The sequence below is a fragment of the Gordonia polyisoprenivorans NBRC 16320 = JCM 10675 genome, from assembly GCF_000241325.1.
Lineage (GTDB): Bacteria > Actinomycetota > Actinomycetes > Mycobacteriales > Mycobacteriaceae > Gordonia > Gordonia polyisoprenivorans.
Genome location: NZ_BAEI01000004.1, coordinates 1 through 20784, shown reverse-complemented (window position 1 = coordinate 20784; position 20784 = coordinate 1). Strand labels below are relative to the sequence as shown.

Sequence of the window (20784 nt, the reverse complement as noted above, 5' to 3'; positions counted from 1 at the left end):
GCTCATTCGCTCACCGCGTCCTCGCGCAACCGGAACAGTTCGAAGAGTTCGTCGTTGCCGAGGTCGCCCATCCAGGCCTCGCCCGCCGACACCGTCAGCCGTGACAGCTCCCGCTTCTTCGCGATGAGGTCGTCGACGCGTTCCTCGAGCGTGCCGACGCACACGAAGCGTCGCACGTGCACGCGTTGCCGCTGCCCGATCCGGTACGCTCGATCGGTCGCCTGGTCCTCGACGGCCGGATTCCACCAACGGTCAACGTGCACCACGTGATTGGCGGCCGTCAGGTTCAGGCCGGTGCCGCCGGCCTTGAGGGTGGCGATCAGGATCGGCGGACGAATCCCGGTGTCGCCGTGCTGGAATCGGTCGACGAGCCGGTCACGGTCGCCGCGTGCCAGGCCACCGTGCAGCAGCGGGATCTCGGTGCCCAGCAACTCGGTGAGCCACGCCGAGAGCAATTCGCCGAACGCGGCGAACTGGGTGAACACCAGGGCCTGATCGCCCTCGGCGACCAGCGTCGTCGCGATGTCGTCGAGCAGTTCGAGTTTCCCCGACCGGTGGACGCCCCGCCGGACCAGCGGTGTGCCGTCGGCCAGATAGTGCGCGGGATGATTGCAGATCTGCTTGAGGCGCGTCAACGCCGCCAACACCGTTCGCCGGCGCAACGCGCGCTGCTGTTTGTCCCGCAGGGCCGCCATCAGATCGTCGATGACCGCGCGGTACAGCGCGGCCTGCTCGACGGTGAGATTGGCGCGCACGGTGATCTCGGTCTTCTCCGGAAGGTCGGTGATGATCGACGGGTCGGTCTTCTCGCGCCGAAGGATGAACGGGCGGGTCAACGCGGCGAGGCGGGCGAGCGCGTCGGGATCACGGTCGCGTTCGATCGGCTCGGCGAAGCGACTACGGAAGGTCGACGCCGACCCCAGCAGACCGGGATTGACCAGGTCGATCACCGCGCGCAGATCCTCCAGCCGATTCTCGACGGGGGTGCCGGTCAGGGCGATCCGGTGATCGGCAGGAATCGACCGGAGTGCTTTGGCCGCTGCGGTTCTCACGTTCTTGACATGCTGGGCCTCATCGACGACGAGATGCCGCCAGGGGTGCGTCGCCAGCAACTCGCGGTCACGGGTGGCGATCGCGAAGGTCGTCAGCACCACCTCGGCGCTGCCGTGGACCGCCGCGAACGCGGCGCCCTTCGCGCGATCGGGACCGTGATGGACCGCCACCGGCATGCTCGGCGCGAACCGCGCGAGTTCGGCAGACCAGTTGCCCACCACCGACATCGGGCACACGATCAGCGTCGGCGAGCGGGTGGCGGTGTCTGCCGTATGCGCTTCGTGGGCGAGCAGCGCGATCACCTGCACCGTCTTGCCCAGCCCCATGTCGTCGGCGAGGACACCACCGATCCCGCGCCGTGCCAGATGCGCCAACCACTCCAGGCCGCGCTGCTGATACGGGCGCAGCGAGGCCGCCAACAGTTCGGGCGGCGGGATCGGTTGTGGGCGCAGGGCTCCGGTCTCAGCGATCTCGTCGAGCCAGTCCAATCCGCGCACTGCGCTCACCGGTACCGGCAGGGAGTCGGTGTCGCCGGCGACCAACCCGAGCAACTCGCCCATGTCGGGTGCGTCGCCCGAACCGGCCAGCGCGCGCTGGGATTTCACATAGGCGGCCGCCCGGCTCAACCGGGCGCCCTCGGCGCGCACCCACACGCCGCGGATACGGACGAGATCGCTCTTCTGCCTGGATAACTCGTCCAGATCGGCTTCGCCGAGGGTGATCGCATCCGGCCCGTCGCCGAGTGCGAGGCGCCACTCGAACTCCCGGATCTCCCGCAACCCGACCATGCGTGCCGGCGCACCACCGCCCACCACCGGGCGGGCCCGCATGGTCAGACTCGGCCGAACCTCGGCGATGGTGCGCGGCAACAACACCGGGAACCCGGCATCGGCCAGCGCGGCGGCGCCGGTGATGAACAGCCGTTCGGCGAGCTCGGTGGAAAGGAGGTAGTCCAGACTCGTCCGGTCCGGATCCGCTTGGTGCAGTTCGGGAAATGCCCGGACCGCGGCGGCCAGCTCGGTGGTCACCTCGTCGAGGGCGGTGGCGTCGAGCCGACCCGGCAACACCGGCGCCACATGACCGTCGATCGAGCGTCGGCACACCGCAAGGCGCCATCGCAACCGGTCGGGGTCGGTGCGCACACGGTCGATGTCGTCGTCGGGGCCGAGGTCGTCGATCGGCGAGTCCGGGTCGTCGGGTTCGTGCAGCCGGAAGATCAGGCTGGCCTCGTCGGCTGCGGCGCTCGTGCCCCAGCCCGCCCACGCCGACGTCGCCGCCGGGCGGGTGGCGGCCGGCGGTACCGCGCCGTCGCCCACGAGCGCGGCGATCAGCGGCGTGGTGGGATTGGCCGCGCCCAGTCGTGACGCGGAAGCATCGATCCGGCAACGGCATTCGTGATCGACCACCTCGGCCGCGAAGTCCATCAGGGCGGCGGCGCCGCCGTTGTCGGCGAGTGCGCCCGGCGCGCCGCCGGTGATCACCGCACTCCAGGCACGCCACGCCGAGGTCGGCAACGGCGCCCAGCGGAACACCGTCTCGCCGGCGATGTCGGCCAGGGTGGGGGCGACCGCGCCGGCCCCGACGAAGCGCCGGACCCCGTCGACGAGATGCCGATACCAGGCGATGTCGCCGGCGACGGGAAGCGATCGGGTGGCATCGAGGAACGAGACGGCAGAAGCCGTGCCCAGGGTCATCGTGGCGACGAAGTCGCGGCGGCCGGCGTCGTCGATGATGTCGATCTGGCGGCGGAAACGCTTGCCCGCCAACAGTGATCGCAGAGGATCGGGGAGCTCACCCGTGCGGGTGGCGTCCTCCCAGACCGCCAACCCCACACCCGGGCGCCACAGCGCATGCAATCCCGCCACCGACCCGCCCGGAGCCGACGGCTCGCCGGAGCGCGTCGCGAGGGTCGATGCCATGGCCTTCAGGGTAGTTCGCGGCCCCGACACGACCGCGAAACGGCTGCCGGCGGTGCCGACCTGCGAGAGACTTCAGGGATGACCAGCACCCACGACGCCCCGCAGACCCACGGTGAGGCGCTCGCCTCCGGCCCCACCGTCTATTCCGGTCAGGAACATTCGGTGGGCAAGGCCGCACGCAAGATCGTGCCCCGACGAACCCTCGGTGACTGGGACCCGTCGGCGCGCGGGCACGATGCGCTGCAGACCATCCTCGCGCAGAACGAGACGCGCGATCAGCGGCTCGTCCCCATCCGCCACGGGCGGATGGCGGCGTCACCGTGGACCTACTATCGCGGCGCCGCAGCGGTGATGGCCGCCGACCTCGGTTCCCGGCCGGACACCGGCATCACCGTCCAGCTCTGCGGCGACGCGCACGTCCTGAACTTCGGGCTGTGGAACACCCCGGAGCGGACGCTGGCCTTCGATCTGCGCGACTTCGACGAGACCCTGCCCGGTCCGTTCGAATGGGATGTGCTGCGATTCCTGGCAAGTCTGGTGGTGCTGGCACGGGACAACAAGGTCGCCGACGCGGCCGCCACCGAGGCCGTTCGCGCCGGATTCCGCGGCTACCGCACCTGGATGCGCACCTACTCGGGGTGGCCGATCCTCGATGTGTGGGCCGAGAAGTTCTCGGTCGACGAACTCACCGGCTACATCGCCACCCCGGCCAACGGGGCACGCCTGGACAGCGTGATCGAGAAGCGGGCGCAGAAGAGGACCAGCCGGGGAGCCTCGAAGAAACTCACCCACCTCGTCGACGGGCGCCGGATGATCAAGGAGGAGCCGCCCTATCGGGTGCACGCGTTGGCCGACTACACCGACGTCCTCAACGACGTGATCGTCGCGTACTACGCGTCGGTGCCGGAGAACGTCGCGGCACTGCTGCGCCGCTTCGACCTCGTCGACGCCGTGCAGCAGGTCGTCGGGGTGGGCAGCGTCGGGATGCGGGTGTTCCTGAACCTCGCCGAGGAGCACGAGACCGGCGATCCGCTGTTCTTCCAGATCAAACAGGCCGCGCCGTCGGTGTACGAGAAGGTGGTCGCGCCCAGCGCCTACGACCATCACGGTCAGCGGGTCGTCAACGGTCAGCGCCTGATCCAGAGCGCCTCGGACATGTTCCTGGGCTGGACGACGATCGGCGACTGGGAGTTCTACGTCCGACAGTTCCGCGACGGCAAGGTCATCCCGGACGGTCCGACCGTGTCGCGCGCGCTCACGCAGTTCGCCGCCGCGTGCGGCCACGTACTCGCGCGGGCCCATGCGCGCAGCGGAGACGCCCGCGCGATCGCCGACTACCTCGGCACCTCCGACAAGGTCGAGGAATCGGTGGTGCGTTTCGCGCACGCCTACGCCGACCAGACCGAACGCGATCACGCACAATTGGCCGCCGCGGTCGCCGACGGGTCGATTCCGTCGGCGCCGGGCTGGCCCTGAGTACTGCGGGGTTCGGCGACGAGGCCGGAGTCGTCAGTCGGTGACCTCGTTCAGCGTGCCGGTGGCCACGTCGAAGACGAATCCGCGCAGCGAACTGGTCTTGGTGACGAACGGGCTGTTGCGGATGCGCGTCAACGATTGCCGCACATCCTCCTCGACGTCGGGGAAGGATTCGGCCGCCCACTCCGGTTTCTGACCGATCTCGTTCTGGATGTCGCGCTTGAAGTCGTCGTCGGTGAACGTGAGCATGCCGCAGTCGGTGTGGTGGATCAGGATGATCTCGGTGGTGCCCAGCAGTCGCTGGCTGATGGCCAACGACCGGATCTCGTCGTCGGTGACGACGCCACCGGCGTTGCGGATGACATGCGCCTCACCCTCGTTGATGCCCAGCGCCCGGTAGACGTCGAGGCGGGCGTCCATGCAGGCGACGATCGCGACGTGGCGGCTCGGCGGCAGGGGCAGGGGACCGGAGAAGGTCTTGGCGTACTCGGCGTTGTTGGCGAGGTACTCGTCGGTGACAGTCATGTGTCCACGGTGCGCGCGATCACGCCCGGTGCGCGAGGGTTGCGATCACGACGGGCCGAACACATCGGCGTCGGCGCATGTGTTCGCGCCGATCCCCTCCGGCCGCTCACTGCCAGCGGGCCAGCAGGTCCTTCGATCGTGCGGCCAGATCGGCCTGCCAGAACGGACCGAAGCTGATCCGTCCGACGCCGAGCTCGGCCAGGTGCGTGAGCGAATCCTCGGCGGGCACGGCGATCGCGTTGACCGGCAACGGCAACGACGAGGTGAGCTCGCGCTGCACCGCGTCGGTGTGTCGGCCGACGGGGTAGAGGCTGCTCGCCCCGGCCTGCGCACAGAGCGTGAGACGTTCGATCGCGCGAGCCACGCGGTCGGTCTCGGCGCCGTCGGCACGTAGGAACAGGTCGGTGCGTGCGTTGATGACGACCGGGACACCCGCGGAGTCGGCGGCGGCGCGCAGCGCGCCCACGAGATCGGCGTGCTCCCCTGCGGCGCGCAAACGTCCACCCTCGGCGTGCACGGTGTCCTCGATGTTCAGACCCACCGCTCCGGCGTCGAGTAGTCCGTCGATCAGTTCCGCCGGCGACCGGCCGTACCCCGACTCGACGTCCACTGACACCGGGAGGTCCACCGCGTCGGTGATCTGGCGGACCCGGGTCAGTAGTTCGTCGAAAGTCATGCCCTCGTGGTCGGTGCGACCGATCGAGTCGGCGACCGGATGGGAGCCGACGGTCAGCGCCGCGAACCCGGCGTCGGCGGCCAGGGCCGCCGACCACGCGTCCCAGACCGTGGGCAGCACGACCGGGCTGCCGGGCACGTGCAGATCGGCCAGGGTGCGGGCGAGGGTGACCAGGTCAGGAGTTGCTTCTTCAGGAATTGCCATTCAACGATTCCTTCACGTCGTTGAGCACGAGCCATGCCGCCGCCAAACCTGTTCCGCTGTACCAGATCTCGTCGTTGACCGAAAGGACGCGTTTCCAGGTGGGCGCGCCCATGTCGAGCCAGCGATCGCTGAGCAGGACCTGTTTGCCGTGATCGAGGCCACCGTCGCCGTCGAAGGAGACGTAGATGAGGTCGGCGTCGGCGTCGGTGAAGTTCTTGTCGGTGACGGTGAAGCTGTCGGCGCCGCGCTGCGGGGCGGGACGCTGCACGCCGATCATCGTCAGGATCTGGCCGGCGAAAGTGCCCGTGCCGGCAATGATCTCGGAGTCCTTGGTGAACCGGACGAGCGACACCTGGTTGTGGGCGGCATCCATCCGTTTACCGGTCTTGGTGGCCTCGTCGGTGAATTCCTGCAGCAGGCGGGTGCCGTCGGCGGAGCGGCCGAGGGCGTCGGCCACCGCCTGGAAGCGTTCCTGCCAGGTGCCGTCGGGGATGGCCGCGGTCTTGGTACCGGCGAAGGCCTGCGCCGATCCGGCGGTCGACGGGGTGGTGAGCACGATGTCGGGGGCCGCGGTGCGGACCGCCGACGGATCGGGGGTGGTGCCGATTGCCGGAACCGAGGTCAGCTGCGGTCCGAGATACGCGGGGATCGTGCCGGGGGCCGCGGTCACGGCGGTCACCTTGGGGCCGATGCCGAGGGCACAGAGATCATCGAGCAGCGCCGGGTCGGTGACGACGATGCGCGCGGGGTCGGTGCGCGGGTCGGAGGCGGTGGTCGGTGCCAGGCAGGTGCGCGAGTAGTCACGGTCGGCGGAGACGACGTTGACCTCGGCGATGCGGGTCGTGGAGGTGGAGATGGTCTTGCCGTCGGGGGTGGTCAGCAGCGGCTGATCGTCGGAACAGGCACCGAGCACCACGGTTGCGACGCACACCAGCAGTGCCGAGGCGACCACGCCGCGCCTGCTCGACCGACTCCGAACACCGTCGCCGGATCCGCATACGACCCGGTCCTCACCGCCACCCTGCACCCGCCCAACCTAGCAGGGCCACAACCTCGCCCACCCGAGCTCGTCGCCGCCGTCCCGCATGGCGTCGCAGGACGGTCCGGCGAGCCCGGCGCGTCGGCTCCGGCGTCGCAGCTGACCTGCGCCGATGGTGCTCCCGAAAAATCAAGTACGACGGATCGTAGGACCCACTCGGCCGGGGTGGGTGCAAGGGTTTAGGATCGGTAACCAGCGCTCGGTTTGTTCATGTGCCGACCGGCGGAAATCGCATCCCGACCGGTCGGGCAAGAGGAGGATCTGTGACCGCGGTAGACCAGCCCACCACGCAAGTGGCACCAGTACGTCCGTACCCGGAGCGCCATCAGCCCAAGGGTTCGTTCATCTACAAGCTGATCACCACGACCGATCACAAGTTGATCGGCATGATGTACATCGTCGCCTGCTTCGCCTTCTTCCTCATCGGCGGCCTGATGGCCCTGCTGATGCGTGCGGAGTTGGCGCATCCGGGCATGCAGTTCCTGTCGACCGAGCAGTTCAACCAGCTGTTCACCATGCACGGCACGGTGATGCTGCTGATGTATGCGACCCCGATCGTCATCGGGTTCGCCAACTTCGTGTTGCCGCTGCAGATCGGTGCCCCCGACGTCGCCTTCCCGCGACTCAACGCCTTCGGCTTCTGGCTGTTCGTGTTCGGTTCGACGATCGCCATCGGTGGCTTCATCACCCCGGGCGGTGCGGCCGACTTCGGCTGGACCGCCTACACACCGCTCACCGACGCGATCCACTCGCCCGGTGTCGGCGCCGACCTGTGGATCATGGGCCTCGGCGTCTCCGGTCTGGGCACCATCCTCGGTGGCGTCAACATGGTGACCACCGTCGTGTGTCTGCGCGCGCCCGGCATGACGATGTTCCGGATGCCGATCTTCACCTGGAACATCCTGGTCACCACCATCCTGATCCTGCTGATCTTCCCGCTGCTGACCGCGGCCCTGCTCGGCCTGGAGGTCGACCGTCAGTTCGGTGCCCACCTCTACGACCCGGCCAACGGTGGTGTGATCCTCTGGCAGCACCTGTTCTGGTTCTTCGGTCACCCCGAGGTGTACGTCATCGCGCTGCCGTTCTTCGGCATCGTGTCGGAGATCTTCCCGGTCTTCTCCCGCAAGCCGCTGTTCGGCTACTCGGGCCTGGTGTACGCGACGCTGGCGATCGCCGCGCTGTCCGTCGCGGTGTGGGCCCACCACATGTACGTCACCGGCGCGGTCCTGCTGCCGTTCTTCTCCTTCATGACCTTCCTGATCGCGGTACCGACCGGTGTGAAGTTCTTCAACTGGATAGGCACCATGTGGAAGGGCCACATGACGTTCGAGACGCCGATGCTGTTCTCCGTCGGCTTCATCGTGACCTTCCTCTTCGGTGGTCTGACCGGTGTGCTGCTCGCCAGCCCGCCGCTGGACTTCCACCTCTCCGACAGCTACTTCGTCGTCGCGCACTTCCACTACGTGCTCTTCGGCACCATCGTGTTCGCGACCTACGCCGGCATCTACTTCTGGTTCCCCAAGATGACCGGACGCATGCTCGACGAGCGCCTGGGCAAGTGGCACTTCTGGCTGACCTTCATCGGCTTCCACACCACGTTCCTGGTGCAGCACTGGCTGGGTAACGAGGGCATGCCGCGTCGCTACGCCGACTACCTGCCCTCGGACGGCTTCACCACCCTCAACGAGATCTCCACGGCCGGTGCGTTCATCCTCGGCCTCTCGACGCTGCCGTTCCTGTGGAACGTCTTCAAGAGCTACCGCTACGGCGAGGTCGTGACCGTCGACGATCCGTGGGGCTTCGGCAACTCGCTCGAGTGGGCGACGAGCTGCCCGCCGCCGCGCCACAACTTCACCGAGCTGCCCCGCATCCGCTCGGAGCGTCCGGCCTTCGAGCTGCACTATCCGCACATGATCGACCGGATGCGTGCCGAGGCGCACGTCGGCCCGGGTCACGGGCATGACAGCGAAAGCGCCGAGCATGCCCGGCGCGACCCGCTCACCGTCGGCGACCACGAGTCCTCCGCCGACTGACGCGGCGCAGCGCGGTGGGCGACTCCCCGGATTCACACACCACTTCCGCACCCGGATCGGTTCACACCGCTCCGGGTGCGGTCGTGAAGGCGACCCTCCTGATCACCGTCACCGGCCCCGACAAGCCCGGTGTCACCTCGGTGCTCATGGGTGCGCTTGCCGGACAACAGGTTTCCCTGCTCGACGTCGAGCAGGTCGTCATCCATGATCGCCTGACACTCGGGGTGCTCGTCGCGTGCGACACAGACCCCGAGCAGGTGCAGGACGTCGTCGAGCAGGCGATGAGCTCGGTCGGGATGGATGTCCACGTCGAGGTCGGTGGACAGTCCGGTGGCCATCAGCCCTCGACACACGCCGTGGTGCTGCTCGGCAGCCCGGTGACCGCGCGCGCGTTCTCCGCGGTGGCAGCCGAACTCGCCGGGCAGGGCGGCAACATCGACTCGATCCGCGGGGTGGCCGACTATCCGCTCACCGGACTGGAATTGATGGTCAGCGTCGGTGGACGCGACGACGTCGCGGCCGACGCCGCACTGCGCAAGGGCCTTGCGCGGGTGGCCACCCGCTACGGCATCGACATCGCGGTCGAACGCGGGGGGCTCGCGCGACGCGCCAAGCGACTCATCGTCTTCGATGTGGACTCGACGCTCATCCAGGGCGAAGTCATCGAGATGCTCGCCGCCCATGCCGGTCGGGAGGCCGAGGTCGCGGCGGTGACCGAGGCGGCGATGCGCGGTGAACTGGATTTCGCGCAGTCCCTGCATCAACGGGTCGCCGCGCTCGCCGGTCTCGACGCGAGCGTTCTCGACGACGTCGCCTCGTCGCTGGAGCTGACGCCGGGAGCGCGCACCACGATTCGCACGCTGCACCGCCTGGGCTATCACTGCGGTGTGGTGTCCGGCGGGTTCCGGCAGGTCATCGACGGCCTCGCACATGAGCTGGAACTCGATTTCGTGCGGGCCAACACCCTCGAGGTCGTCGAAGGAACCCTCACCGGCCGGGTCGTCGGGGAGATCGTCGACCGGCCGGGCAAGGCCAGGGCGCTGCGGTCGTTCGCCGATCAGGTCGGGGTGCCGATGGAACAGACCATCGCCGTGGGCGACGGCGCCAACGACATCGACATGCTGTCGGTGGCCGGTCTCGGTATCGCGTTCAACGCCAAGCCCGCACTCCGTGAGGTCGCCGACGCCGCGCTCAGCCACCCGTTCCTCGACGCGGTGCTGTTCATTCTCGGCGTCACCCGCGACGAGATCGAGGCCGCCGACGCCGCCGACGGGGTGCTGCGCCGGGTTCCGCTGGAATGACCGACACATCGACCGACCCGGGCTCTGTCGTACCCGATCCGTTCGAGGACGATCACCGTCGGCTGACGGCTTATGTCGGCGGTCACGACGACCCGCCGGATCCCGCCGACGTGCTCGCCATGCAGATGGTGCTGCGCATCGAGAAGGCCGATCCCCCCGACCGCACCGAGCTGCTGGTGGCCGCCGCCCGTGCGGTGGCGCTGCTGTGCCTCGACGACCGATCCGGCGGCGACGGTCCGTGGTCGGCGCCGATGGACGCCTGGTGTGACGCGCGTATCCGCAAGATCGCGCGACGCGCCCGCGGTGCGCAGTGGGTTGCCGTGCAAGAGGTCTGGGGCCTCACCGCCACCGAAGGCGGCGCGCAGGCCCGCGCCCTGGTGCCCGGCCGGGTCGGCGACGTCGACAAGCGGATCTCCCGGTTGCAGATCGGTGGCACCGAGGTCGATGGTGAACTGCCACCGGCGCCCGGCGGCCGCGGGGTATGCCTGTGGCTCGACCCACGACTGGAGATGACGGTCGGCAAGTCGGCGGCCCAGGTGGGTCACGGCGCCATGCTCGCGGTGAAGCTCCTCGATGAGGCCACCGCCCGCGACTGGCGCGAGGCCGGGTGTCCGCTGATGGTGTGCGCCGCCGACGACTCCACCGGGACACGGCTGCTCGCCGCAGAACGTGCCGGTGAGGCGGTGGCCGTTCGGGATGCGGGCTTCACCGAGATCGCACCGGGCTCGGTGACCGTGATCGCGGAGGTAATCGAATGACGAAAGATCAAGCGGCATTACCGGAGTGGGCGCTACCGCTGAATCTGGCGCCTCACCCGGAGGGCGGCTGGTACGCCGAGACGTGGCGCAGCGAACTCTCACTGCCCGCCGCGTCGCTGCCCGGATACGACGGTGACCGCGCCGCGGGCACTGCGATCTATTTCGTGCTGTTACCCGGTGAAGAATCGGCCTGGCACACCGTGCGCGGCGCGGAGATGTGGCTGTTCCACCGCGGTGCACCGGTGGAACTCGACCTCGGCGGTGACGGTGCTGTGCCCCTCGGCGTCGGGCCCACCGGCATCGAGCACACCGAGACGATCGTGGTCGGACCCGACATCGGTGCCGGCCACCGACCGCAGGCACTCGTGCCGCCGGGGCACTGGCAGCGGGCGCGTGCAGTGGGAAACGAAGCAGCGCTGGTCAGTTGCGTCGTCGTACCCGGATTCGACTTCGCCGACTTCCGGCTGGCCTGACGGCGCTCAGCTCGCCGGGACCCGCGCCGGCGCCAGGTGCTCCAGCGTCTGCAGCCACACCTGCCGGTCGGGGGCGATCGACGCGACGATCACCTCGTCGGCGTCGGCATGTCCGGCGAACCAGTCGAGATATTCCCGCACCTCGTCCGGGGTGCCGACGCCGGAATACGTGAGCATCTCGTCGATCTGACGTCCCTGCGGCATCGACAGGATTGCATCGGCTTCCTCGTCGGTGAACTTCCGTCCGCCCCGGCCGAAGAGCGCGGTCACCCGATGCCGCTTGGCCTGGTGGAGCTGGTCGCGGGCGCGCTGCGGATCCTCGTCGGCGATGACGCAGGCCCCGGCGATCACATACGGCTCGGCGAGCTGCTCCGACGGCCGGAACTGCTCCCGATAGATCTGCACCGCCTGGGTGAGGGCGCCGGGCGCGAAATGCGAGGCGAAACCGTAGGGCAGGCCGAGCGCCGCGGCGAGCTGCGCACCGAAGAGCGACGAACCGAGGATGTAGAGCGGCACGTCGGTACCGTTGCCCGGCGTCGCACTCACCCCGGGCACGCGCGAGTGCCCGGTGAGATAGCCCTGCAGTTCGAGAACGTCGTTCGGGAAGCGATCGGCGGCGGCCATGTCGCGGCGCAGGGCCGCGAACGTGTTCTGGTCACCACCGGGGGCGCGGCCCAGCCCGAGATCGATGCGACCGGGGTAGAGCTCGCCGAGGGTGCCGAACTGCTCGGCGATCGTCAACGGCGCGTGATTGGGCAGCATCACCCCGCCGGAGCCGAGCCGGATCGTGGAGGTGCGGGCCGCGATATGCGAGATCAGCACTGCAGGCGCCGACGATGCGATCGACGACATGTTGTGGTGTTCGGCGTACCAGATCCGTTCGTAACCCCACTTCTCGGCGCGGATGGCCATGTCGGTCGAGGCGGCCAACGATTGGCCCACGGTTTCTCCGGTGCCCACCTGGGCGAGGTCGAGGATCGAAAGAGGCACACTCATACCTTGATCAAGGTCGTCGGGCGGACGGCTATTCCCTTGCCCGATCCCGACTTTGGTCGTCTCGCGCACACATCGGCCGGTGACGGCGCGCCCGGCCCGGCAGGTCCTCGGCGGACCCCGGCGCCAGGCGGACACGCATCGCGATGATGGTGCCCACGGGCGCGGTGAGTAGGGCACGATGGAGTCCGTGACCGCCAGCGATCCCGTGCCCGACGAGCCCACCTCCGACCCCGACCTGTTGATCGATTTCCGTGACGTCGCGGTCGTTCGCGGCGGCACGTCCCTGGTCGGTCCGGTCACCTGGCAGGTCGAACTCGATGAGCGCTGGGTCGTCCTCGGTCCCAACGGCGCCGGCAAGACCACCCTGCTGCGCATGGCCGCCGCCGAACTGCACCCGAGTTCCGGTATCGCCTTCGTGCTGGCCGAGCAACTCGGCAAGGTCGAGGTCCGCGAACTGTCCACGCGGATCGGCGTGGCCAGTGCGGCGCTGGCCGACCGCATCCCCGACGACGAGGTGGTCAGCGACGTCGTCATCTCCGCCGGCTATTCGGTCATCGGCCGGTGGCGGGAGACCTACGACGACGTCGATCGGGCACAGGCGCTCGAATCGCTGGAGTCGATGGGTGCCGAACACCTCGCAGATCGGGCCTTCGGCACCCTGTCGGAGGGTGAACGCAAGAGGGTCCTCATCGCCCGGGCGTTGATGACCGACCCCGAACTGCTGTTGCTCGACGAACCGGCTGCCGGACTCGACCTCGGCGGGCGTGAAGAGCTCGTCGAACGGCTCTCCGCGCTGGCCGCCGACCCCGACTCGCCGGCGATCGTGCTCATCACCCACCACGTCGAGGAGATCCCCGCCGGATTCACCCACGCCATGCTCCTGTCGGAGGGGGCCGTGGTGGAGCAGGGACTGCTGAACAAGGTGTTGACGAGCAAGAACCTGTCGACCGCGTTCCGCCAGCAGATCACCTTGTCGAAAGTCGACGGCCGGTTCTTCGCCCGCCGGTCCCGCCGCGCCGGCGGACACCGACGTTCCGCCGGCTGACGAGTCGCTGCGGTCGATCGGGATCGGCCGCCCCTGGATGCGGTTGTGCCGCGGCCCGGCGATAGTGTCGACGGGTGTCCCGGCACACATCTCGGCCGGGACGGGTTGGAGGTCTTCGATGGCAGAGACGTCGGCACCGCAGGCCGCGCCGTTACGTGACGCGGCGACCGTGGTGCTCGTGCGCGATGGCGGCAAGAACAGCGACGGTGGCGACAACAGCGGTGGCGGGATCGAGGTGTTCCTGCAGCGCCGCGTCAAGCAGATGGCGTTCGCCGGTGGTATGACGGTGTTCCCAGGCGGCGGGGTCGACCCCCGCGACAGCGACGCCGACCTCGCCTGGACCGGACCCACGCCGCAGTGGTGGGCCGAACAGTTCTCCACCACAACCGAACTCGCGCAGGCTCTGGTCTGCGCCGCGGTACGCGAGACCTTCGAGGAATGCGGCGTGCTGCTCGCCTCGTCGGGCGAGGAGTTCCCCGACCCCGCGACGTTGCGTGACGACCGCGCCGCCCTCGTCGACAAATCCCTGTCGTTCGCCGGTTTCCTCCGCGCCCACGGCCTCACGTTGCGCGCCGACCTGCTGCGGCCGCTGGCGCACTGGATCACCCCGGTCAACGAGAAGCGCCGCTACGACACCCGTTTCTTTCTGGCGGCCGTCCCGCCCGGCCAGGAACCGGACGGTTCGACCACCGAGGCCGACGTCACCCGGTGGGCGAGTGCGCAGGACGCGATCGACGCGTGGTCGGCGGGCAAGCATTTCCTGCTGCCCCCGACGTGGGCGCAGTTGACGGAGGTGGCCCGATACGCGACCGTGGCCGATCTCCTCGACGCCGAGCGCGCCATCGAGCCGATAGAACCGGTGGTGAGCGCTGGAAAGGGCTTGTCGGGCTTGGCTTTCACCCGTTCCGACGACTATTTCGCCGGTCTCGGCGATCAGCTGCCACCCGACATCACCCTCTAGTCCCGATCGTCACGACCAGCCGGCCGGGCTCGGGGGAGTTCCACGCCTGCTCGACGTCGGCGAGCGCCGCGGTGCGGACATCGATCGGGAGCCCACCGGCGGCGGCGAGATCGAGCAGGGCGGGGAGTTCGGCGAATAACAGACGCGGGTCGATCGATCCACCACCCGAGCCCCAGATCGAGATCGGACGCGCGCGCAGGATGGCGGCGTCGAGGGTGATCGACCGGCCGGCCAGTGCGCCGATCTGGACGTAGTCCACGCTGGAGTGGCGTCCGGTGAGGCTGTGCGCCCGTAGGGCTTCCAGGGTCATCTCGGCGACCGGACCCCAGAGGTAATCGAGGATCACGTCGATCCCCTCGGCAAACGCCGCCGCCAGTCGCCCTCGGGGATCGTCGTCGAGTAGCGACACCGTCTGCACCCGCGGGTCTTCGGCGAGACGGGCCAGCACCGCGGCGTTGCGGCCGACCGCGACGACGCGACCGGCGCCCAGGTGCAGGGCGATCCGGACGGCGAGAGTACCGGCGGTGCCGGTCGCTCCGAGAACTGCGACGGTGCCTCCTTGAGGGACACCGGATTTCACCAGCGGCATCCATGACGACATTGCGGGGTTGACCACGGCGGCGGCGGTCTCGCTCGATAGCGCATCGGGGATCGGCACCGCGAATCCCGCGGGCACCACTGTGCGTTCGGCGATGGTGCCGTATGGGTCGGGGCATCCGCCGGTGTAGACGCGATGCCCGTCGAGTACGGCCACCCCGTCGACGCCGACGACGAAGGGGAGTTCGTCTCCCGAGGAGTAGTGCGCTCCGCCTGCGATGGAGCGCACGATCTGATGCACCCCGGCGGCGAGCATCTGCACCTCGACGTACCCGTCGGTGGCGACGGGAGCGTCGAGGTCGGCATACATCGGTGGGCGGGTGAGGTCGGTGACGAGAGCTGCTTTCATGAATTACTCCTTTGAACATTGTTCAAAACTTACCTCTGTTAGGATGATTGAACATTGTTCAAGAGTCAAGGGGGATCTGTGGCACGGACGCCGCTGAGCCGGGATGCGATCGTCGACGCCGCCTTCGAGCAGCTCGCGGAGACCGGCCTCGACGGGATCACGGCACGGGCGCTGGCCGGCCGATTGGGCGTGCGCGCCGGTGCGCTCTACTACCACGTCCGCGACATGACCGAGCTGACCGACGAGATGGCCACGCGCATCCTGCGGCGACTGCTCGACGAGCCGATCCCCGACGAGGCCGCCGCCGACTGGCGAGAATTGTTGCGGACCAGTGGACATCGCATCCGTACGACGCTGCTGTCCTACCGTGACGGGGCCAAGTTGGTCTCGGGAACCACGCTGCTCGACGACGATGCCCTGCGCCGACTCGAAGAACCGGTCCGGGTGCTGGCCGCCGCAGGCATGACACCGCTGGATGCGCAGCGAGCACTGGTCGCGCTCAACGCGTTGGTCACCGGGTATGTGATCGAAGAGCAGCACCGGCATCCGGTGCCGGGGGAGAATCGCATCACCGCCGAGGCCCGACGCGCCCGCCTCGACCCCGACGAGCAGCCCCTGCAATATGCGCTCAGCGAGGAGATGGCGACACTGCCGGTTGACACCTTCGACTGGGCGCTGGAGGCGCTCATCGCCGGAATCGGTGTGCGCGTGGGACTCTGAGCGGTCTGTGGTGTCCTCTCTGTGGTGTCACCCTTTGCGGAGTTCTACCCGTCGAGGTCGACGATGTCGGTGTCGTCGGTCGTGCCGCCCGCGGCGTCGTCGCGATCGGCCCACTCGAGGAGGTGATCGAGGCGATGGGCGACGTCGTCGATCTCGGCGTGCAGGTCACCGAGTTCGGCGAATCGTGCAGGCATCGTGGCGATGGTGAAATCGTCGGGCTCGACGTCGGCGATCTCGGCCCAGGTCACCGGCGCCGACACGGTCGCCCGCGGGTTGCCGCGCACCGAGTACGCCGCGGCCATCGTGTGGTCGCGGGCATTCTGGTTGTAATCGACGAACACCGCCGACGGGTCACGGTCCTTGCGCCACCAGGTGGTCGTCACGTCCGCGGGACAGCGTCGCTCGACCTCTTTCGCGAATGCCAGTGCCGCACGGCGAACCTGGGGGAACCCCCATTCCGGGACGATCCGGACGTAGATGTGCAGCCCGCGCCCGCCGGAGGTCTTCGGGAACCCGCGGATGCCGAGTTCGTCGAGGACCTCGTGGACGACGCCGGCGACCCGGCGGATTCGTGCGAAGTCGCAGTCGGGCATCGGGTCGAGGTCGATTCGCCACTCGTCGGGCGATTCGGGGTCGGCGCGACGGGAGTTCCAGGGGTGGAACTCGACCGTCGACATCTGCACCGCCCAGATCACGCTGCCCAGTTCGGTGACGCACAATTCGTCGGCGGTGCGTCCGAACCGGGGGAACCACAGCTCGGTCGTCTCCACCCAGTCGGGAGCTCCGGCCGGAATCCGCTTCTGGTGCACCTTCTTTCCATCCACGCCTTTGGGAAAGCGGTGCAGCATGCACGGGCGCTCCAGCAGCGCGCGCACGATGCCGTCGCCGACGGAGAGGTAGTAGTGCGCGAGATCGAGTTTGGTCTCGCCGCGCTCGGAGAAATAGATGCGGTCGGGGCTCGACAGTCGGATGGTCCGTTCGCCGACGGTGAGCATCACCGGTTCCCCTGCATCGCTCGCTGCCGACGGGGCCATCGCCGCTCCTCTCGGGCCATGCGTCAGCCGACGTCGCGCCCTGATGTGCAGTCTGCCATCGCGGTGGCGTGGGCGACGACAGCGGCGCGTCTGCTCGCGGCGTCGTCGGGCCGCACCGGCAGTGTCTGCACCAGGGCGCTCAGCGTCCACCAGCCGACGACCAGCGAGATGACGCTGAAGAGCAGTTGTTCGGCCCCGGTGCGGTCCAGGCCGGGCACTACCGCTCGGAATCCGGCGATGTTCTTCGCGCACATCGGGTTTCGAGCGTCGATGCCGACCGCGGCGTCGAGTTCGAGGCTCTCGTAGGCCAGGAGCCGGGGCAGGTGCGGGCGCTCGGCGCACCGGTCGAACAGTGCTCCCGCGAAACGGCCGATCGCCTCGGGGCCGGCGCCAGCGGGATCGACCCCCTCGAGAAGGCTCGCCAATTCCCGGGTCAGCACCGCGGTGAACAGGCCGCGCTTGTCGCCGAAGTAGCGGTAGACCCGCTCCTTGTTCACCCCGGCGTCGCGTCCGATTGCGTCGAGGCGTGCCCCGGCGAAGCCGTGTGCGGCGAACTGCCGGGTGCCGGCGTCGAGTAGTCGGCGTCGCGTCGTCTCGGTGTCCCAGGCCACGAACGAACCATACCGAAAGTCCAAACGATTGGTTGGAAACTGAGCGTTGTCGGGTTACGCTGCAATCTCCAAACGAATGTTTGGACATTGTTCGGTCGGGTGATGAGCGTCGGTCCGATGAAGGCCGGTCTGAGGAGAGTGCGATGCGAGCGTTGGTGATGGGTGCCCGCGGTGCGGTCGGTCGGGTGGTGGTCGAGGAGCTGCGTTCACGTGGGCATGTGGTGACGCGGGCCGGGCGCGGCGCCGGAAAGGATCTGATCGGGCTCGATCTGACTCGACTCGATTTGACTGCGCCGGAGGGGCTCCGGACGTTGGCGCACCTGTCGGCGGTGCACGACGTGGTGATCAATGCGTCCGGGGTGGAGACGCCGGCGCTGGCGCGTTGCGGTGCTCCGGCCGTCGTCGAGATCTCGGCGACCTCGGCGTATCTGGCCGCGCTGCGCCGGGCGGTGTGCGAGGACGTCGGCGGGACCACCATGTCGGAGGCGTCGGTGGGTACGGTCGTGACCGGTGCGGGTCTCGTGCCCGGACTGAGCACCCTGCTGATCGCCGAGCTCGACACGGAGCCGGGCGATGACGTCGACCTCGGAGTCGTGTTGGGTACCGGGGAACACCACGGTGCGGCGGCTGTCGAGTGGACCGCCGGGCTGCTCGGTACCCCGGTTCATCACCCGCCCGAGGGATGCCGGATCGTCAATCTTCGGCAGTCCCGTCGGATCACGGAGCCCAGCGGTCGGCGCCGGCGCTACCTGCGGGCCGATTTCCCCGACCATGTCCTGCTCGCGGACCGGGGAGTCCGAGTGCGTAGTCACCTCGCACTGAGCAGCCGGAGTGCGACGGGCGCGCTCGCACTCGCCGGTCGGGTCCCCGCCCTCGGGATTCTCCTCGACCGCGTTCCGCACGTGGGCTCGGACGAATGGCTGGTGGTTGCGCAGAATCGTCGTACCGGGCGCAGCCGGGCCGCTCGTGGGCGCCGGCAGTCGTGGGCGACCGGTGTACTCACCGCGTTCGCCGCCGAACTCGTCGCCGGCGGTGCGGCGCGTGGTGCGGTGACGATGGCCGATCTCACCGACGCCGCCGCGGCGCAGGGACGGCTCGAACGGCCTGATCGTCAGACGGTAGCCTTCGACCATGGCTGAGTTCGTGACTCTGGAGACCTCCGACGACCATCCCGGTGTGGGCACCATCCTGCTCAACCGGCCACCGATGAATGCGCTGAACCGACAGGTCCAGTCCGAGCTGGCCGCCGCGGCCGCACAGGCCACCGACCGTGACGACATCAAGGCCGTCGTCGTCTACGGCGGTCCCAAGGTGCTCGCCGCCGGTGCCGACATCAAAGAGATGAACGACATGACCTATCCGGAGATGGCCAAGGTCGCCGGTCGCCTGCAGAGCGCGTTGGGGTCGATCTCGGAGATCCCCAAGCCCACGGTCGCCGCGATCACCGGTTACGCGCTCGGCGGCGGTTTGGAGGTCGCGCTCGGCGCGGACCGACGTATCGCCGGCGACAACGCGAAGCTCGGCGTCCCCGAGGTCCTGCTGGGTGTCATCCCCGGTGGTGGCGGTACGCAGCGTTTGGCCCGTCTCGTCGGACCGGCGAAGGCCAAGGACATGATCTTCACCGGCCGGTTCGTCGGCGCCGACGAGGCGCTGCGGATCGGGCTCGTCGACGAGGTCGTGGCACCCGATGAGGTCTACAACGCGGCCCTGGCGTGGGCCGGCCAGTTCGCCAACGCGGCATCGGTGGCGCTGGCCGCCGGGAAGAAGGCCGTCGACCAGGGGCTGGGAGTGGACCTGGCGACCGGGCTGAAGATCGAGGAACAACTGTTCGCGGCGCTCTTCGCCACCGAGGACCGCAAGATCGGAATGGAGTCGTTCGTGGAGAACGGCCCGGGGAAGGCCCGGTTCACGGGTAAGTGAGCCGCGCAGAGGGAGAGGGACACATGACGACCACCGAGAACGAGCCGGAGACGGACAACGAGACGGGTGCCGGGTCGCCGGTCGATCCGGCGCCCAACCCGCACGCCAGCGCCGAGGAGGTCGCGGCGGCGCTGACCGACACCAAGCTCGCGCAGGTGCTCTATCACGACTGGGAGGCCGAGACCTACGACGAGAAGTGGTCGATCAGCTTCGACGAACGCTGTATCGATTACGCGCGCGGCCGGTTCGACGCGGTGCCGGCGAGTGATTCTGCCGCCGGGAGCGCAGCGAGCGGGGCGAGTGATGCTGCCGCCGGGAGCGCAGCGAGCGGGCTGCCCTATGGGCGGGCGATGGAACTCGGTTGCGGCACCGGCTTTTTCCTGCTGAACCTCATGCAGTCCGGGGTGGCCGAGAAGGGGTCGGTCACCGACCTGTCGCCGGGCATGGTGAAGGTGGCGCTGCGCAACGCCGAGAACCTCGGACTCGAGGTCGACGGCCGGGTCGCCGATGCCGAGAAGATCCCCTACGACGACAACACCTTCGACCTCGTCGTCGGACACGCTGTGCTGCACCACATTCCGGACGTCGAGCAGGCGTTGCGCGAGGTGTTGCGGGTGCTCAAGCCGGGCGGGCGGTTCGTCTTCGCCGGTGAGCCGTCGACGATCGGTGACTTCTACGCCCGGTGGATGAGCCGGGCCACCTGGTACCTGACGACGAACCTCACCAAGCTCGGTCCGCTGCAGTCGTGGCGCCGCCCGCAGGAGGAGCTCGACGAGTCCTCGCGTGCCGCCGCGCTCGAGGCTGTCGTCGACATCCACACCTTCGATCCCGACGAGTTGGCGGGCATCGCCCGGTCGGCGGGAGCGTCGTCGGTGCAGACCGCGACCGAGGAGTTCGCCGCGGCGATGCTCGGCTGGCCGGTCCGTACCTTCGAGGCCGCGGTGCCGCCGGGCAAACTCGGTTGGGGCTGGGCCGGTTTCGCGTTCGGCTCGTGGAAGCGCCTGACCTGGCTCGACGAGAACGTCCTGCGCAAGGTCGTGCCGCCGAAGTTCTTCTACAACGTGGTGGTCAGCGGGTACAAGCCCAGTTAGCCC

Annotated in this window: 19 protein-coding genes; 11 read left to right on the top strand and 8 right to left on the bottom strand. The window is 68.8% G+C overall.

Going from position 1 to position 20784, the window contains the following annotated elements; all coding sequences use genetic code 11:
• Window positions 1–2 precede the first annotated feature (2 nt).
• Window positions 3–2972 (bottom strand): DEAD/DEAH box helicase, encoded by a 2970-nt coding sequence (locus GOPIP_RS00885; RefSeq protein WP_006367598.1) that lies wholly within the window; start codon window positions 2970–2972, stop codon window positions 3–5.
• Window positions 2973–3050: 78 nt separating this feature from the next.
• Between GOPIP_RS00885 and GOPIP_RS00880 the strand changes: the two genes are divergently transcribed.
• Window positions 3051–4448 carry a DUF2252 domain-containing protein gene (locus tag GOPIP_RS00880; protein WP_006367597.1) on the top strand — a complete coding sequence of 466 codons (1398 nt, stop codon included), beginning with the start codon at window positions 3051–3053 and terminating at the stop codon, window positions 4446–4448.
• Window positions 4449–4481: 33 nt separating this feature from the next.
• Here GOPIP_RS00880 and GOPIP_RS00875 read toward each other — a convergent pair whose 3' ends face one another.
• From GOPIP_RS00875 to GOPIP_RS00865, 3 genes are all read right to left on the bottom strand, one after another.
• A complete protein-coding gene (locus tag GOPIP_RS00875) occupies window positions 4482–4973 on the bottom strand; it encodes a beta-class carbonic anhydrase (RefSeq protein ID WP_006367596.1) in 492 nt (163 codons plus the stop codon).
• A gap of 106 nt (window positions 4974–5079) precedes the next feature.
• A complete protein-coding gene (locus GOPIP_RS00870) occupies window positions 5080–5853 on the bottom strand; it encodes an isocitrate lyase/PEP mutase family protein (RefSeq protein ID WP_006367595.1) in 774 nt (257 codons plus the stop codon).
• On the bottom strand, window positions 5840–6880 hold the full coding sequence (locus tag GOPIP_RS00865; RefSeq protein WP_020170739.1) for an ABC transporter substrate-binding protein: 1041 nt from the start codon (window positions 6878–6880) through the stop codon (window positions 5840–5842). Before GOPIP_RS00865 ends, GOPIP_RS00870 begins: the two co-directional genes overlap by 14 nt.
• A gap of 275 nt (window positions 6881–7155) precedes the next feature.
• On the opposite strand from GOPIP_RS00865, the gene ctaD reads away from it, so the two are divergent.
• From ctaD to GOPIP_RS00845, 4 genes are all read left to right on the top strand, one after another.
• Window positions 7156–8925 carry an aa3-type cytochrome oxidase subunit I gene (gene ctaD / locus GOPIP_RS00860; RefSeq protein WP_006367593.1) on the top strand — a complete coding sequence of 590 codons (1770 nt, stop codon included), beginning with the start codon at window positions 7156–7158 and terminating at the stop codon, window positions 8923–8925.
• 83 nt (window positions 8926–9008) lie between these two features.
• Window positions 9009–10226, top strand: coding sequence for a phosphoserine phosphatase SerB (serB, locus tag GOPIP_RS00855; RefSeq protein ID WP_170320158.1), 1218 nt, complete (start codon window positions 9009–9011; stop codon window positions 10224–10226).
• Window positions 10223–10984, top strand: a complete 762-nt coding sequence (locus GOPIP_RS00850) for a peptidyl-tRNA hydrolase (protein ID WP_006367591.1) — start codon at window positions 10223–10225, stop codon at window positions 10982–10984. Before serB ends, GOPIP_RS00850 begins: the two co-directional genes overlap by 4 nt.
• Window positions 10981–11457, top strand: a complete 477-nt coding sequence (locus GOPIP_RS00845) for a cupin domain-containing protein (RefSeq protein WP_006367590.1) — start codon at window positions 10981–10983, stop codon at window positions 11455–11457. The genes GOPIP_RS00850 and GOPIP_RS00845 overlap by 4 nt, the downstream gene beginning before the upstream one ends.
• 6 nt (window positions 11458–11463) lie before the next feature.
• Here GOPIP_RS00845 and GOPIP_RS00840 read toward each other — a convergent pair whose 3' ends face one another.
• Window positions 11464–12453 carry an LLM class flavin-dependent oxidoreductase gene (locus tag GOPIP_RS00840; RefSeq protein ID WP_006367589.1) on the bottom strand — a complete coding sequence of 330 codons (990 nt, stop codon included), beginning with the start codon at window positions 12451–12453 and terminating at the stop codon, window positions 11464–11466.
• A gap of 178 nt (window positions 12454–12631) precedes the next feature.
• Between GOPIP_RS00840 and GOPIP_RS00835 the strand changes: the two genes are divergently transcribed.
• Window positions 12632–13498 carry an ABC transporter ATP-binding protein gene (locus GOPIP_RS00835; protein ID WP_006367588.1) on the top strand — a complete coding sequence of 289 codons (867 nt, stop codon included), beginning with the start codon at window positions 12632–12634 and terminating at the stop codon, window positions 13496–13498.
• A 118-nt stretch (window positions 13499–13616) separates the two neighbouring features.
• Entirely contained in the window at window positions 13617–14459 is an 843-nt protein-coding gene (locus GOPIP_RS00830) for an NUDIX hydrolase (RefSeq protein ID WP_006367587.1), read from the top strand.
• On the opposite strand, the gene GOPIP_RS00825 is transcribed toward GOPIP_RS00830, so the two are convergent.
• Window positions 14449–15405, bottom strand: a complete 957-nt coding sequence (locus tag GOPIP_RS00825; protein WP_006367586.1) for a quinone oxidoreductase family protein — start codon at window positions 15403–15405, stop codon at window positions 14449–14451. The two genes, GOPIP_RS00830 and GOPIP_RS00825, sit on opposite strands and share 11 nt — an antisense overlap.
• A 78-nt stretch (window positions 15406–15483) precedes the next feature.
• On the opposite strand from GOPIP_RS00825, the gene GOPIP_RS00820 reads away from it, so the two are divergent.
• Complete coding sequence (locus tag GOPIP_RS00820) at window positions 15484–16125, top strand: TetR/AcrR family transcriptional regulator C-terminal domain-containing protein (RefSeq protein ID WP_020170746.1); 642 nt, start codon at window positions 15484–15486, stop codon at window positions 16123–16125.
• Between the two features lie 44 nt (window positions 16126–16169).
• Here GOPIP_RS00820 and ligD read toward each other — a convergent pair whose 3' ends face one another.
• Together ligD and GOPIP_RS00810 are read right to left on the bottom strand one after the other, a co-directional pair.
• Window positions 16170–17159, bottom strand: coding sequence for a non-homologous end-joining DNA ligase (gene ligD / locus GOPIP_RS00815; RefSeq protein ID WP_006367584.1), 990 nt, complete (start codon window positions 17157–17159; stop codon window positions 16170–16172).
• 23 nt (window positions 17160–17182) lie between these two features.
• Window positions 17183–17770: a TetR/AcrR family transcriptional regulator gene (locus GOPIP_RS00810; protein WP_006367583.1), complete on the bottom strand. Its 588-nt coding sequence runs from the start codon at window positions 17768–17770 to the stop codon at window positions 17183–17185.
• A gap of 143 nt (window positions 17771–17913) precedes the next feature.
• Here GOPIP_RS00810 and GOPIP_RS00805 point away from each other — a divergent pair, with 143 nt between their 5' ends.
• Genes GOPIP_RS00805 through GOPIP_RS00795 form a run of 3 tightly spaced genes read left to right on the top strand, consistent with a single transcriptional unit; the run spans window position 17914 to window position 20781 of the window.
• Window positions 17914–18909 carry an NAD-dependent epimerase/dehydratase family protein gene (locus GOPIP_RS00805; RefSeq protein WP_006367582.1) on the top strand — a complete coding sequence of 332 codons (996 nt, stop codon included), beginning with the start codon at window positions 17914–17916 and terminating at the stop codon, window positions 18907–18909.
• Window positions 18902–19690 carry an enoyl-CoA hydratase/isomerase family protein gene (locus tag GOPIP_RS00800; RefSeq protein ID WP_006367581.1) on the top strand — a complete coding sequence of 263 codons (789 nt, stop codon included), beginning with the start codon at window positions 18902–18904 and terminating at the stop codon, window positions 19688–19690. Before GOPIP_RS00805 ends, GOPIP_RS00800 begins: the two co-directional genes overlap by 8 nt.
• A gap of 23 nt (window positions 19691–19713) precedes the next feature.
• Window positions 19714–20781 carry a class I SAM-dependent methyltransferase gene (locus tag GOPIP_RS00795; protein WP_006367580.1) on the top strand — a complete coding sequence of 356 codons (1068 nt, stop codon included), beginning with the start codon at window positions 19714–19716 and terminating at the stop codon, window positions 20779–20781.
• Window positions 20782–20784 lie beyond the last annotated feature (3 nt).